This is a genomic window from Paraburkholderia sp. J94, assembly GCF_905220285.1.
In the GTDB taxonomy this organism is placed as follows: domain Bacteria; phylum Pseudomonadota; class Gammaproteobacteria; order Burkholderiales; family Burkholderiaceae; genus Paraburkholderia; species Paraburkholderia tropica_A.
The window spans coordinates 54,704-71,020 of sequence record NZ_CAJMZH010000016.1 but is presented as its reverse complement, the minus strand read 5'-3'; the positions used below and the strand labels follow the sequence as shown (position 1 = coordinate 71,020).

Sequence of the window (16,317 nt, the reverse complement as noted above, 5' to 3'; positions counted from 1 at the left end):
TGAGCACTTCGCAGTGGCAAGCGCACGGAGTTCCTTCGCTAGATAGGCACGTTGAGGCTCTAGCCTCTCGGCACGTACGTGCGATTCATTAAGACCACCGCCAGTTACTGATCGCGGTCGTGCATCGGCTTTGAGCGTGAGAACCGGATTAAGAACGGGTCGAGTATCAGTTGCCATCGTCCGTGGCTTTCAAATAAGGTGAAATGGCCTGGCGAGTCACGCCAAGGAACCGTGCTATTTCCGCTTGAGATACCCGGTGCTCGTGGGCAAGCGTTTCTATCAGACGACGCTTGTCATTGACTGCAATTGCTCCATTTCCAGGGGGCGTGCCATGTCGGCGGACAACAGCGCTCGCAAGGTTCCACATATCGACCTGTTCATCCCTGTGCGCAGCTGAGCGTCGTGCAGCCAACGCATATTGTTGGATGTCTGCGCCAGTAAGCCCTGACGACAGCAGGGCAAGCATACGTGATGCAACTTCATACGCGGGATCGTCGCCTAGGAAGTGCAGCCATAGCGCGTGCCGCATTTCTCGGTCTGGCGCGCCGAATGAAATCTTATAAGGGAAGCGGCGCCAGATCGCGGTATCCAACATCTGTGCGTGATTGGTAGCGGCGATCACAATTGCACTCGGCTCAAGGGAATCAATGCCTTGTATCACAGTGTTGACGACACGTTTCAGTTCGCCGAGTTCGTTACGGTCGTCGCGCATCTTGGCAACGGCATCGAGTTCGTCAAGGAACAGCACGGCGTTCTTTCCCGCGACGAAGTCAAAGATGCTGCGGATGTTCTTTGCGGTGTCGCCTAGTAGTGACGAGATAACCGAGTCCAAGCGCACAACATAGAATTTGCGGCCAAGATTTGCCGCGATGTGGCCAGCCAGGAGAGTCTTGCCGGTACCCGGCGGGCCAGAAAGCATCATGGCGAGACGCGACGCGATGCCTTGGGCTACTAACTTGTCGAAATGCGTCGCATCGGCAAGGAAGGCCTCGAAGGCCGCTTTTCCTGCTTCGTCAAGAAAGAGAGGGTCGTCGGGTATCTCATGCGCTTCGAGCAATGGCAGGCGCGACTTGTTGTCAACGGGCAGGGCCTCTGAATAGCCAGCGGCACGCAGCGGAACGCCCTTTCGTCCGAGCGCTTGCTTCAGCAATCTGGCGCCTTCGACGTCTCGAGTCGCTAAATCCGCGCAAAGTCGCTGCCCGACTTGACGGATACGATCATAGTCAGCAGACATGGCTGCCTCGGCAAAGGCGATGAGGTCAGGCGTGGAGGAGTGCATAGGTGACGCAAATCTAAATTCTATGTTTGTCAGGGTTCTTTCGCTCATTGTCAATTTGATTGGATTTTTTGGCAAGCGAAATCGATTGATCGTAAAGCTGTGTGGCGCTTTCTGGAATATCTGATAGGCGATAAAAAGGGCGGGAATATTGGGGCGAGTGATTGACCGGACTTGAGAATGGCCTCGAGCCAGCAACGAGCAGCGGAACGATTTAACATTCGATTCGTTCGACCTCGGTGCAACGATGTCAGAGCGACCGAGCCGCCGGGCACGAAGACGTGGCCCGCAGAAGGGGGCGGGCTCCAGAGCGGTCTGCACCTTCTCGGCGAGATTATTGAAACTCAAGCGCATGTCGATCATGCCCGCAGTCAGCCAACCGCGCGTGTGGCTGGGCGGACATCATCCCGCTGCTCCCGGTATCCCGTGCAGCTCGCGCAGCGTCAGTATCAAGGTACTTTCGTCAGGTGGCGAACCCACTTCCCGACGATGTCGAAACGCATGAAAGCCATGCTGCTTAGCCAAGAGGCCGCGCTGTGCGATTGCGACACGCAAGTTCAAGTTGCAGGAAACGGTCGACTCACAACAGGCTGCGTTGGCCTCGCGGGCCGCCGAGGTCGAACACCTGAAGCTGCTCATTGCCAAGCTGTGCCGTATGCAGTTCGGTCGCGAGTCTGAGAAGCTGGACCATCAGATCGAGCAACTCGAACTGCGTCTCGAAGAGCTTGAGGCCGACGAAGGCGCGACGCCCGTCGAAATACCGAAGACGCCACGCACGGCAGTCGAACAGGCGCCGCGCTGGCCATTGCCGGAACATCTGCTGTGCGGGATCCAGGCGCACCTGCCCGAATCCACCGGGAAGTGCGCGCAGTGCGGTGGCCTGATGAAGTCGCTGGGCGAGGACGTCGCCGGACAACTGGAGTACGTGCCGGCCAGCTTCCGGGTCATCCGTCATGTGCGCCCAAAGTTTGCGTGCGCGTGTTGCGACCACATCGCCTAGGCGCCTGCCCCGAGCCGCCCCATCGAACGCGGTCTCGCCGGCCCAGGGTTGCTGGCCCATGCGCTGGTTTGGTAGGACCTACTTTGTCCACTTTGGCGGGATCGGGCTAGACGGTGCCCAGGCGACACTCGCGTTCAGCATGAGTCGCTCGAATTCGGTAGTCGTGTCTTCTGGCAAGGAGCACGTCCCAAAGAAGTAGACGGATTGACACTCGTCCACGTTTCGGCTGATGACGCTCCGACTGATCGCAGGAGATCTCCGAAAAGACTGGGCGCGCTGGGACTAAGTGGTTAATGCGGGACGCTTGAAGCGGGTTGGAATCGTCCAAGGCCCGCGCGTGCTTACGATTGGAGAAGTGTGAATCACCACATAAAGACGTGATGGTTCTTGTTCACTCAAAGAGCTATCAAATTTCGGCCAAAAGTCGAGATGCTGACGATCTCTGACGATTCCGACTGATGGAACAGGCTTGGCAGACGCTGGCGCGCGTCGCGCAATCTTTGCTCGGAATCAAAGACAATGGCGTAAGGGCCTTCAACGCACTCAGGACTTTCGAGCAGCTGTTCGACAAACGGCAGCCATTGTAGAGGGTCGTCAACATGCCCGAGGACATCGACATAGCCAATGTTCGACATCGAGAGGTGACGAAGCGCCATCGCCCGTGAAGGAGCTATAAAATCCATTCGAGGCGCGATTCGAACGTCCAGCAACCATTTAGGTCTGTAGCGCACCAAAAAATCCTCGAAAGCACCGGGTGCGCGCAGATCAGCCTCGCGAGTCAAGACGATGGCACTTCCATCGTTAAACGGCAGTGTCAACTGGACACCTTGCCCGACAGAGGACTGGGCACGCTCGTCCGCGTCTTCTGTCACAACCAAAGTGAGATGCTTTCGCGAAAGCATGCTTTTAGTCATCGTGACCACCGTTTTTTATGAGTTGCTCCTCAACATCGATGTAGCTAATCCGTAGAAGTTCTGGACGGATTGATGCATCAGAGTCGCCGAAGCTCATTTTGCCTGCGGAGTCTTTCAATTCTCGATCTTTCAAAAAAGCACGCTTGTACAAACGCGGGGCGACACCAGTAAAGGGTCTGAACAGAACATAGGGTGGCGGATGCCCCTTTCCATCACTTGCATTATGGACCGTTTCGCTAGGAGCCTGCCATTCGGTGCCATCGGTAACAATTGCGTCGCCATGAAGGCTAAGCGCTCTGCTTTTGGGATACGGCTCGATGAACTGAACTTCATCCACCCCGGCTGCGACAATGTGCCGCGCGCAATAGTGGCATGGGAAAGTCGTGACAAACATTCGGGTGCCGACTGTCGAAGTTCCTTGCCGACCAGCGGACAGCAACGCGTCCATCTCTGCGTGAACCGCGCGACTGAACTCGACGAGTCGGCCCACCCGAGTTTTCGCTAGTTTTTTCTGCAAAGATTCGCCATCGTCGATTGCCTTCAACTCGGGGATGTCGTTGATGATTTCCTGAATAATCGTGCGTTGTTCCTCGGCATTGCGGCAATGTCCACCTGCCACGGCACAACGATGGTCATACTCGTGATCATTGAGTACATCCATGCGAAATCCGCCACCGTAAAGTCCGCCACCAGCACGCGGCACCTCATTGGTGCCCGTAGCCACGACGTTGCCAGCCGCATCCATCAATGCCGCGCCGACTTGGCGAGACAAACAAGCACTCCGCATTGCAGAGCCATGTGCGTGGAACATACCGGTTTCGCTAGGGCGAGGGCGAACAATTTTTGTGTGCGTCAGGATGTCAACGAGCCGACCCAATTGGTCCGAAACATCCCATTTTGGGTTCGGAACCTGGGTATTCGCTTCGCGCAAGAATCGGGGCGGAGTATTGTCGACGAAAAAATCGGAAAGATGAAAGGTTTTTGTAACCTTTTGGCCGTGATCATCAATCGCGTCTTCATCGCGGCGCATGAAGCTTTCGATTTGCGGGATCGTAGAGTCAGAGCATTTAGCCTGCCGCAGGCGATCCTTGCGAATTTCCTCGCTGCAAACGACCCCGATCTGGCAGAAAGCGTCTTGGTAGACTTGCCGGAGCAAAGCGGTCTCAGCAGGATGCTTAAGAGAATCAATGATGTAAGCCCTACGCTGGGTGGATTGCTTACGTAGTTCACGCATCGGTTGCATTAACCGAATCGCGACAGCAGCGAGGTCGTTCGACTCAAGTCTGCACCTGTCCCCTAAATCTTGGAGAGACTTAGCTCGTTCCAATTTTGAACTTTCGTCGATCGGATAACCGTGCTTTTCCGCCCATGATTCAATGACGGAAGACGCCTTGAGAATGTCAGCCTGGAAGCCATTGCTATCAAGGATCGTTTGCAAGGCCTTTGCTACCCAACTTGTGCCTGAGCCTGCAGGGCCGACGACCGCGAACACGTATTCGTTCGCTGCTGCTTGTTTAAGCGTTTGCTTAGCGTCGTTGCCCGTGGCGACTTTTTTTGCCGATATAGCGACAAGTTGAGGTTGAGCGCTCATTTTTGTTCATTTTTGTTGGTCCGCGCGAAATTCTACCCGCCCGGCGGCGCGAACGGGGCCCAATCTACCAGCTCATTTCCGCAAGCGCGACACGATTGCGCATAACTTTTCGGTATGAAGGCTTCGCGACGCTTCTGGAGCCTCAGGTCCGGGCGTTCTGCAAGCAAGGCAGCGTGTGCAATCGCTGCGAAGGCAGAGCCTTCGGAGGATAAGGTGCACGGCATGCTCGTGCACTACGCTCTTGTTGGAGAGACGGAGTTCAAGAGAGAGCGTCGCGATCGGCATTCGCATATCGGCCGTGTGGCATTCATTTCCGTTTGGAGAACGCATCCCCGATCTGGCGTGCCCGCTGGACCTCGTCGCTGTGTAGGTAGATCGACGTGGTCGACACCGAGGCGTGCCGCAGGTTGTCCCGCACGGTCGTCAGCTCCGCACCGCGGCCGAGTGCGTGCGTCGCGTGCGTATGGCGCATCCAGTGCGGACTCGCGCGCCGCAGCTTTTCCGCGAGCGGTGCGTGATCGGCTTCGATCGCCTTTGCCGCCATCACGAAGAAGCGGCGCATCACCATCCAGAGGCGCGCGCTGCTGATGGCATCGCCGCTGTCTATCTCCAGACTGCCTATGACGGGTGTTTCCGGCTTCCAGTGCAACTGCGTGACCGGCAGGCCGCGTTCGGCCAGATAGCGCGCCAGTGCCTCCCACGCGAGTGGCGGCAATGCCACGCGCGCCAGCTTCTTGCCTTTGCCCGTCACGCGCAGCCAGTGGTCTCCGCGCGGATCGATTTCGATATGGCCGAGCGTGGCGCCGACGAGTTCGCCCGCGCGCAAACCCGTCGCGTAACCGAAGTCCAGCAGGAAACGCACGCGATGCGCGGCGGGCGCCGTCCACCTGTATGACCATTCCAGACCGTCCGCGATCGTGCGGACGAGCGACCATTCCCCCTCGCTGAACGCATGAGAAACGTCGAGCACATTCGAGTTGGAGGCCTCGCGCACCTTCACGCCAGCGAATGGATTGGCCAGTACGTAGCGCTGCTCGATCAGCCAGCGGAACAGGGCACCCAGGATCGACAGTGCGTGCGCGACCGAGCGCGCGGAGAGGCTGCCATTGAACGGCCGCCAGTCGGGCGAAGTGCGCGGGCGCACCGGCCCGACCCAGCGCCCATGCGGCGAGGGATGGCGCAGAAACGCGCGATACGCGATCGCATCCTCGGTCGTGAGCGAGGACAGCGCCCGGCCGCGCTCGACAATCGCCCAGAGAATCAGCCGTTCGGCTTCCTTGCGGTAGGTGCGCTGCGTCGCGGGCGACTCGTGCAGGGCGAGCCAGGTCTGCACGGCCTGATAGTCGTTGGTCGCATCGAGCGTGCAGGTGGTGGGGGGCGCACGGAACGTGCCTGCGGAACCATCGACCTCGTGCGGCAGGCTGATCGACTCCCACGGCACGATGGGACTGTGCCGGCTAGCCACGATCAGTGCCCGCGCCTTTTCGGTGAGCGCGGGCCAGGCGGCGAAAAACGCCTCGATCGCGCGGGCGCCGGCCGCACCGAGCCCGGGCACGACTTTCCACCACTGGCGGCGGCGCGGGATGCGCACGGTGAGATCGGCGAGTGTCGTGATGCCATACGCCTGCAGCACCCGCACGGCGCGCGGTGCGAACCACTGGGCGATGTTGTCGGCGATCTGGGGTTCGGGCGGGCGGATGGTACGCAGGGCGTCGATCGCCTGGGCCACCGCTTTTGCGTGCTGCGCGCGCTCTTCCGCAGGATGATTGAGAAGCGCGGCCAGATCGTCCCGATGTGCGGCGCGAGCGAGCGAGACCAGCCTGCGGCGGATGCGGCCGAGCACGCCACGCGCGGATTTTCCGTCGCCCAGCGCGGAGGGCAGGTAGCGCTCGACCGCGGCCCGCACGGCGACACCCGCATACCAGGCGCGGAGTGCGGCGAGTTCGGCGGCATCGGGAAAGCCGGACGGATTGTGATCGTCGGGACGGGACGGAGCGGGCAGGGCGGTCTGACGCGTTTTCATACATCCAAGTTTGCTTCGTAAATACACGCATTATGATAAGAAGGATTATCTTAATGGTGAGATTCGACGACACATTTTCAGGAAAAATTCGATCCCTGGCACCTTTGAGTGGTGTTTCACGGCACTCTGGCGGCTTCTGCCAGGTCCAGCGCGTAGCGTGACGTCGCTGGCGCATGGGGTTTGCGGCACAGCGGGATTGATGCGAGGATGACACGTCGCCTGGTTTTCCCGGCCGGTCAGAACAGCATCTCCCCACGATATGTCCGTCCGCCTCGAACTCGTTGCTCTCGCGCTGCCCGCCGGCTGCGCCCCCGAATCGCTTCCGCCGCCCGTTGCCGCACTCGTCGCGGCGTGCTGGCCTGGGATGAGCCGTGCGCAGCTGCTTGATCGCGCGCGGCGCCTGGCCCTGCGCATGTCGTTGCGGGCTCGACCTGAAGCCGGGCCCGACGGCCTGCAGCTGTATTCACTGGTGCTGGTCGCGGAGGGCGTCCGGGCCGAGCTCGTGGCCCACGTGCGCCGCCTAGCGCGTCGTCGTACCGCTCGCCGCGCTAGGGTATCGCTGCCGCCCCTGCGGGATGCGCGGCAGCAGGGCTTGTTCTCGTAACGGACGGACCTGCGGCAGGTGTTTCAGGGGGAGTCGGAGGCGATCCAGTCTGCATAATATTCGTTAAACACTTAAAAAAATTCTCCGACCCTGATGTTCATCTGTTAGCCTCGCCCCGCGGCAAGCAGAAATTATTAGAAGGGTATTGAAAGAATTTTCGGGGAGCGACGCCACGGTGCGCGGGCGTTGCAAGCAGCAATGGGAAGACGCCTTGAGTCGCAGGCGGGAATTCTTCCAGCGTCACGGGTAACAGAAAAATGAATAGCGGTTGTTTCCGGCTTGTGTTCAGCAAGTCGCGGGGAATGGTGGTTGCGGTCGCCGAAACGGCCATCACCACCTGCAGTTCGGGGCAGGTCAAAGCGAAGCCGTCGGGGCCCTCCCGACGCATCGCAGGTCGCGTGAATCGCGTCATGCGTCATGTGGCGCTCGCCGCGCTCACGCTGCTCGGGCTAGGATCGGCGTTGTCGAGCGCGCAGATCGTACCTTCGGGCGCGCACGCGCCAGGTGTCATCAACACGGCTAACGGTTTGCCTCAGGTGAATATCCAGAAGCCTTCCGGCGCTGGCGTATCGCTGAACACCTATTCGCAATTCGACGTTTCGCGCAGCGGCGCGATTCTGAACAATTCTCCGGTCATCACGTCGACGCAACTCGCGGGCCAGATTAGCGGCAATCCGAACTTCGGCGCGAACGATGCCGCCAGGATAATCGTCAATCAGGTCAACAGCAATAATCCGTCGAGACTGAATGGATATCTGGAAGTCGCGGGCCAGAAAGCCTCAGTCGTGGTCGCGAACCCATCGGGTATCGTGGTCGATGGTGGCGGTTTCATCAACACCACGCGCGGAATTCTCACGACTGGCAATCCGTTGACGGATGCCAATGGCAACCTCACGGGCTTCAATGTCACGGGCGGCACGATTACCGTGCAGGGAGCGGGCCTGAACGCGACGAACATTGACGAAGTCGATCTCATTTCGCGTGCTGTCGCGGTCAATTCCGCCCTGTATGCGAACAAGCTGAATGTTGTCGCGGGCGCGAATAACGTCGATTATTCGACGCTGAAAGCAACGCCAACCGGGGGCACCGGCACTGCGCCGGGCGTTGCGATTGACGTGTCGCAACTTGGCGGCATGTACGCGAACCGTATCATTCTTACCTCGAACGAAAACGGCGTCGGTGTTGCCAACGCCGGGACGATTGCCTCACAGGCGGGGGACCTGACACTGACGAGCGCGGGCCAGCTTGTGCAGACAGGTAATATGAGCGCGAGCGGCAACGTCAACGTCAACGCAGTTGACGTCTCGAACAGCGGCACGATCTACGCGGCGCAGAATACCGCGATCAGTTCCTCCGGTACGCTGACTAACAGCGGCGAGATTGCCGCGCAGCAGAACACGGCCATCAATGCAGGTTCGGTCGGCTCGACCGGCACGCTCGGCGCGGGCATCAACAGCGACAACACGACCGGCACAGCGGGCGATGTTGCCGTGACGACGACGGATGCGCTGTCGGCAACGGGGCAGACCATCGCAGCGGGAACGGTGACGCTTTACGGCACCTCGCTCGACCTCTCAGGCTCGCAGATTTCGTCAGGCACGGCGACGACGCTCACGGCAACGGGCGGCAGTCTTGCGCTCTCGGGTGCAACGCTCGGCACAGGTACAACGTTTACGGCCAGTGCGGCTGGCGCGCTCGACACGAGTAGCGCAGTGATCGACAGCGGCGGCGATGCTCAGCTTTCCGGCGCGCAGATCACGAACAGTAAGGGGCAGGTTGCGGCGGGAGGCGCCCTCAACGTGCAGACGGCGGGAGCGCTTGCGAACCAGCAAGGCATCATGCAGGCCGCCGGCGCCGCGAGCATCCGGGCGAACTCGGTCGACAACACGGACGGCCAAATCCTTTCGCTCAATGGCGACGGGCTGACGCTTGACGCGTCGGGCGCGCTGATGAACGGTGTGGATGGTGTGATTGGCGGCAATGGCAACGTTGCCGTGACGGCGGCCGCGCTAACAAATGCTGGTCATGTTTCGGCGCTTGGTGATGCCTCGCTCGCTGCGCAGACAATCAACAACAACGGCGGCACGGTGGTCGTGGGTGGAACGCTCACAGCACAGGCTGCCGGCGCGTTGACGAACGCGGGCGGGCAGCTTTCCGGCACGTCTGTCACGGTGTCGGGCGCGAGCGTCGACAACAGCAACAGCGGCGTGATTGCGGGAACCGCCGTGGGCGTGGCGACGCCCGGCGCGATCAGCAACGCGGACGGCACCATTCAGGCAGCCAGCAATGCGACCGTGAGCGCGGGCGGCGACGTAAATAACGCGCACGGCACGATCACTGCGAATGGCACCCTCAGCGTAAGCGGTACGGGAATCGACAACAGCGAGGGGACGCTGACGAACGCGGGCACTGGACAGACCGCGGCAACTGCCACCGGCGCAATCACGAACACGGGTGGCGTGCTCGGCGGAAACGGCAATGTGTCGGTCAATGCCCAGGCGCTCGCGAACGACGCGGGCGCGCAGCTTGTCGGCGGCGGCACGACGAGCCTGAATGTCACCGGTTCGGTGAGTAATACGAGCGGCCTGCTTTACGGCGACGCAGGGTTGGACCTGAACCAGATTCACGCCACCCTCGTCAATGACAGCGGCAAGATCCAGAGTGCCGGGGACGTTACGCTGAATGTCGCGAGCCTCGCGAACGCGGGCGGTGCGGTGAGCGCGAACAGCGATATCAGCGTAAGCGGCGCGCTGTCGGGTTCGGGATCCATGACGGCAGGCCACGACCTGACGCTGGTGCTCCAGGGCGATTTTGCGAACGACGCGACAGGCGCGCTGCACGCCGACAACGACATGACGGTGAGTACCACCGGCACGTTCACGAATGCCTCCAGAATCGAAGCAGGTAACGCGCTGACGGTAAACGCTGCGAGCTTTGTCAACGCGGTGGGCGCAGACCTGAACTCCGCCGCGATCACGGTGAACGCATCGAACGCCATCAATAATGCGGGCGAGATCGAAGGCGACAGCGTAACCACGAAGAGCGCCACGATGGAGAATGCCGGCGCAATCATGGGCAACAACGTGCAGGTGTACACGAACGACGTAACGAACGTCGGCGCGCAGGCGGTGATTGCTGGAGCAACGTTTGTGGGAGTCTATGCGGTCACCTCCCTGACGAACGCCGATACGGCGCTGATCTACAGTGGCGGCAACATGGAGCTGGCGCGCGACAACGTGCGCGATTCGACGGGTCTTCTGGCGGACCAGACCGGGACGATCATGAACAGCGCGTCGACGATTGAGGCTGTCGGTAACATCGACGTCGCGGCGAATACGCTCACGAACCAGCGCACAGGTGTGCAGACCGCAGCCGGTACGCCAGTGACCACGACTGGCAAGACGTTGACGCTGTGGACGGACGGCCTGACGATGGACGAGCTGGGAAATTACATCAGTTTCGACTACCGGCAATTCCAGTTTAACGCAGGTGCGGTTGGTGCGGCGGCCATCCAGTCGCTGGCTGTGCCGTTGACCGTCACGCTGCCTGCGTCGCAGGTCACGAGCATTAACACGACAGCGAAGACTTTCTCGCTCACGAAACCGCTCACCGATTCGTACGTCATCAATCAATACTGCTATCAGTGTTCTTCTCCGACCCAAACGCGCACAATCACGACTAGCGCCACCCAGTATTACAACAGTCTGACGCAGAATGCAGACGGTACGGTGACAATTGTCTTCTGGCCGGACTATGACCCGAATACGCAGATCGAGCCCGATCAGGTGCAGGTGCGCACGGACCTTGGGTCTGACAGTCACGACTATGTGGAGCTTAGCCGCACGGTTTCCACCACGACCACGACCGACCAGTTAATCAATGCCGGGACAGCTGCGGTCATTCAGGCGCAGGGCTCGATCAGCGTCAATGCGGACGGCGGCACGGTCAATAACAACTCGTCCACCATGGCGGCGGGCGGCAATCTGGTGCGCCGCGCGACGGGCGGTTCGGTGAACGATAACGGCACGCTGTTGCAGTCCACCACCACCGAAACGGACTCGTCGGTCTTTTACTGGCACCAGAAAACCGGCGACAGCACGGATACGCAAACGGTGGTCGGCGCAGCGGTGCCGGTGTCGACCACCACGGTTGCATCACTGCCCGCGATTGCGACGGGTAATCAGAGCGTCGTGACGGACGCGCAGAATATCAATATCACGAGCGTGAACCGGGTGGGCGACACGGTGTCAGGCACGGGCGTCGCGGGCAGCGGCGCAACCGGAACAGGCGGGACCGGCGCGCAGACGGTTGGCAGTGCAGGCGTTGCGATTCCGGGTCTTGTGTTGCCGAAAAATGCGCTCTACTCGTACAACACGGCACCCGGCGCAGACTACCTTGTCGAGACCGACCCGCGCTTTACGAGCTATTCGAAATTCGTCTCCAGCGACTACATGCTCGACGCGCTGGGCCTGAACCCTCAGGATACGGAAAAGCGCCTCGGTGACGGCCTGTACGAGGAACAGCTTGTCATGGATCAGGTGACGCAACTCACCGGGCGCACGTTCCTGAGCGGCTATTCGGACAATCTGGACGAATACACTGCGCTGATGAACAACGGCGTGCAGTATGCGCAGTCCCTTGGTCTGACTGTGGGCGTCGCATTGAGCGCCGCGCAGATGGCGGAGCTGACAACCGACATGGTGTGGCTGGTAAGCCAGACCGTCACGCTGCCCGATGGCACGCAGCAGACCGTGCTCGTGCCGCAGCTTTACCTCGCGCAGTCGAGCACCGTGGATCTCAAGGACAGCGGCGCGCTCGTCGTAGGTAACGGCGTCAGCCTGAACGCTTCGGGCGATGTGTCGAACAGCGGCGTGGTGGCAGGAGATACGGCAACGACCGTTATCGGCAACAACGTAGTGAACCGTGGCGTGATTGGCAGCGATGGCGTCACGGCGGTCGCCGCCGCGCAGGACGTGACGAACATTGGCGGACGTATTGGCGGCGTCGAGACGACTGTCGCGGCAGGCAACGATATCGTCAACGAAAGCACGACCGCGCAGGCGTCGAAAACCATCGTCAACGGCGGCTTCAAGTCGAGCGCGACGGGCATGGCCGTGCAGTCAACGGGCACGATTTCGGCGTCGGACGGCGTGACGCTCACAGCAGGCCGTGACGTGGATATCAATGGCGCAACCGTACAAAGCGGTGGCGATACCACCATTGAGGCAGCCCGCAATATCAACGTGGGCACCGCCGCCCTCACCGCCACGCAGGATGCGGGCACGAGCGACGGCCTGAACGGTGGTCATGCCGTGCAGACCACAAACGTGGGCAGCACGCTTACCACGGGCGGCAACCTGACGACCGTGTCCGGTGCGGACACCACACTCACTGATGCGAAGGTGCAGAGCACGGGCGACGCCACGATGATCGCAGGCGGCAACCTGACGGTCACGGCGGCGAAGGATACCTCCAGCTATAACGGCCAGTCGATGGGCGGCAGTATCGCGCACCACAAGGATTCGACCTACGACGAGACGGCACAGGGCAGCAACGTCAACGCGGGCGGCGATGTGACGCTCGCAGCGGGTCAGGCTGTGACTGGCGTGGCGGGGCAGTCCTCGGGCAGCACGCTTGCGATTACGGGCTCGTCCGTGACGACCGGAGGCGTCAATGGCGCAACGGGCGGCGCGGTCAATCTCGCGTCAACTGGCGATATCAGTATCGGTGCGGTGACAGAGCAGCACGACGCGAACCACTGGAGCGAGAGCAACACGGGGGGCTTTATCTCCAGCGACCGGATCACGGACAGTTCGACCTCGACGGCCACGAGCGCGGTCGGCTCGACCGTATCGGGTGAGACGGTCAGCGCCAACGCTGCACACGACCTCACGATTGCTGGCTCGACGGTGGCCTCGACCGGCGACATGGCGCTTGCGGCAGGTCACGACCTGACGATTACCACCACGCAGGACACGAGCCAGAGCAGCACATTCCACGAGGAACAGACCACGGGGCTGTTCGCCATGAGCAACGCGGGCGCGCTCGCGAGCTTCGGCAAGGAGGATCAGAAGGAATGGACGAACAGTAGCAGTGTCACGAACAACGGCAGCACGGTCGGCAGTACGGACGGCAGCGTGAGTCTGTCGGCGGGTAACAACCTGCATGTGACGGGCAGCGACGTAATCGCGGCAAAGGACATTACCGGCACGGCGGCGAATGTCATCATTGACTCTGCCACCGACACGGCGCACTACGACGACAGACAGGAAGTCCGCGATACGGGGCTGACTTTCGGGCTCGGCGGCAGCGTAGGCGACGCCATCAACAGCGCCGCGACCGAAGCCGAAGCGGCAAGCAATGACAGCAGCACGGACGCACGCGCGAGCGCGCTGCATTCGATGGCTGGCGTGGGCGACCTCGGTATCGCGGGTACGCAGGTCGCGGGCGTGGGTCAGGCCAAGGGCTCGACGCCGGATATCGGCGTGCAGCTTAATTTCGCGTCGAACAAGTCCACGAACACCTACACGGAGGATTCGACCACGAGCAAGGGCTCGATTGTTACGGCGGGCGGGACGGCTACGTTCGTGGCAACCGGCGATGGCACGGCGGGTTCGGGTAACGTGAATATCGCCGGGTCGGACGTGAGCGCAAATGATGTGGTGCTCGCGGCGGCCAATCAGGTCAATCTGACAAACACGACGAACACGTTCAACAGCGCGAGCACGAATTCATCGAGCGGTTACAGCTTCGGCGGCTCGTATGGAACCAGTGGATGGGGCGGCCAGGCGTCGGTGTCGAATTCGCACGGCGACGCGAACGACACTGAAACGACCGTCAACAATACGCATGTGACTGGCACGAACAGCGTGTCGATTGTGAGCGGCGGCGATACGAACATCATCGGCGCGGACGTGAAAGGCGGCACGGTGTCGGCGGTGGTCGGCGGCAACCTCGACATTGAAAGCGTGCAGGACACGGCGTCAAGTGCCGCGCATCAAAGCAGTTCGGGTTTCAGCGTCTCGGGTAGCCAGCGCAGCGCGAGCGCGAGCGTCACGGCACAGAATGGACATGCCGATTCGTCGTATGCCCAGGTCAACGAGCAGGCAGGCATTGAGGCAGGCGATGGCGGCTTTAACCTCGCCGTGGCCGGTAATACGAACCTGAACGGGGCCGTGATTTCGAGCACGGCTGACGCGTCGAAAAACACGCTGACGACCGGCTCGCTGACGTTCGGGAATATCGACAACTCGTCGCATTACAGCGCCGTGAGCAACGGCATTTCGGCGGGTCTCGGCACGAGCAGCACGCCCGGGGGCAGCACGGGCAAGGCGACGGGCCCGGCATCGGTGGCGGGTGTTCCTGGTGTCTCGCCGATGATTTCGCAGGACGAGAACGGTGACGACAGTTCGGTGACGCGCAGCGCGATCAGCGCGGCTACGATCAACATCACGGATCAGGCCGCACAGACACAGGACGTCTCGACGCTGAGCCGCGACACGACGAACACGAACGGCAATGTCGCGAAAACGCCGGACGTGAACGCTATGCTGTCCGATCAGGCCGATCTCATGCAGGCCGCGCAGGCTGCGGGCCAGGTCGTGGCGCAGGGGATCGGAACGTATGCGGATGCCAAGCGTGACGCGTTGATCGATGCAGCGCAAACGGCTCTCGACAAGGGAGACCTGGCCACGGCTCAGGCGGATGTCGATGCGGCAAAACAATGGCTGGAAGGTGGAAGCTCGCGCGCGGAGTTGCAGATTATCGGCGGCGCGCTGATTGGCGGTCTCGGTGGCGGCAGCGGCTTGACGGCGGCGGGTGGTGCAGCGGGCGCGGGACTTTCCTCATTGCTTGCTGAGCAGATCAGGGCGGCGGGTCAAAGCGTCGCGGATGCCACGGATTCGCAGCTACTCGGCAACCTTGCCGGTAACGTACTGGCCGGTGTCGGTGGCGCACTGGTGGGCGGAACGGCGGGCGCGGCGACGGGTTCGGCCGTCAATCTGTACAACGAGAACAACGATAATGGCAACGAGGACGCGAAGAAGAAGCTGGACTCCCTGTCGCAACAGATCGTCACGGCGTATAACACCGTCCAGCAGTTCCGGCAGAACGTCAGCAACGCTATAAGCTCGACACTCAGCGGAGTAGTCGGGCAGATAGAGGCACAAAACGGGCAGAATCCGCCAGCTGACGCCAATCCGCTTGTGCAGGCGAACGACGGTGGGAATACACCTTCTGGAACGGCGGGCGCGGTTGTTACTCCGCCGGTATTTGTGTGTACTCCAGGGGGAGCGTGCGTAATATCGCCGCCGGTAACCTCGACTGGAATTTCCAGTGGCACGCCGTCTAACGCGACGCTCAATAACGGTGGTGACAGCAACGCACAAGGTAACATCAGTGTCGAATCCGGAGCTCAACCCGATTCGAATGAGGTCAGGGCTGGACAAGGGTTGGCTAGCCTTGGATATGACGTAGACCATCAAGCTACGGCATCGTCGCAAGGCATTCCCGATGTACGAACGGCGGATCTTTCGGTCACTGGGGTCGGTCAAGTTGACGTCTATACGCCTGTAAACACGAATCCAAATAGTATTGTTCGAAATATCGAAGCAAAATTCAATCAAGGCAACGGTGTTGTAGTTCAGGTGGATCTGTCAGAATCTGACATGACATCCATCGCGGCCCGCGTGTTTGGAAAGCCTAACGCACAGAATTTTAATACAATATTTTTTCAAAATTCAGCGGGCGAGATTTTTACATTTTCCCGTTCGAAGTGAGGATGATGATGGCAAAATTTATTTGCGTCTGCAACCACATAATTAATTTAAATAATCTGCCGGATGGCAGTGATTTGAGGCTAATAAGAGAGGATGCATTGGAAGGTATAATTTCTGCTCTAGATGACGGGA

General features: G+C 60.5%; 5 protein-coding genes and 1 pseudogene. 2 read left to right on the top strand and 4 right to left on the bottom strand.

Annotated elements, in window-relative coordinates:
* Window positions 1-166: 166 nt before the first annotated feature.
* Window positions 167-1,639 (bottom strand): AAA family ATPase, encoded by a 1,473-nt coding sequence (locus tag U4Y88_RS29205; protein WP_321788094.1) that lies wholly within the window; start codon window positions 1,637-1,639, stop codon window positions 167-169.
* A gap of 178 nt (window positions 1,640-1,817) precedes the next feature.
* Here U4Y88_RS29205 and U4Y88_RS29200 point away from each other — a divergent pair.
* Window positions 1,818-2,345: pseudogene (locus tag U4Y88_RS29200) on the top strand (IS66 family transposase zinc-finger binding domain-containing protein); the annotation flags it as partial.
* A gap of 326 nt (window positions 2,346-2,671) precedes the next feature.
* Here the strand turns inward: U4Y88_RS29200 and U4Y88_RS29195 are convergent.
* The 3 genes from U4Y88_RS29195 to U4Y88_RS29185 form a co-directional block, all read right to left on the bottom strand.
* Complete coding sequence (locus U4Y88_RS29195) at window positions 2,672-3,190, bottom strand: hypothetical protein (protein WP_321788092.1); 519 nt, start codon at window positions 3,188-3,190, stop codon at window positions 2,672-2,674.
* Window positions 3,183-4,781 carry an anti-phage dCTP deaminase gene (locus U4Y88_RS29190; protein ID WP_321788090.1) on the bottom strand — a complete coding sequence of 533 codons (1,599 nt, stop codon included), beginning with the start codon at window positions 4,779-4,781 and terminating at the stop codon, window positions 3,183-3,185. Before U4Y88_RS29190 ends, U4Y88_RS29195 begins: the two co-directional genes overlap by 8 nt.
* Before the next feature lie 307 nt (window positions 4,782-5,088).
* On the bottom strand, window positions 5,089-6,804 hold the full coding sequence (locus U4Y88_RS29185) for a site-specific integrase (RefSeq protein ID WP_321788088.1): 1,716 nt from the start codon (window positions 6,802-6,804) through the stop codon (window positions 5,089-5,091).
* 861 nt (window positions 6,805-7,665) lie between these two features.
* Between U4Y88_RS29185 and U4Y88_RS29180 the strand changes: the two genes are divergently transcribed.
* The gene (locus tag U4Y88_RS29180; RefSeq protein WP_321788086.1) at window positions 7,666-16,185 is read left to right on the top strand and encodes a hemagglutinin repeat-containing protein; all 8,520 of its coding nucleotides are present in this window, start codon (window positions 7,666-7,668) and stop codon (window positions 16,183-16,185) included.
* Window positions 16,186-16,317 lie beyond the last annotated feature (132 nt).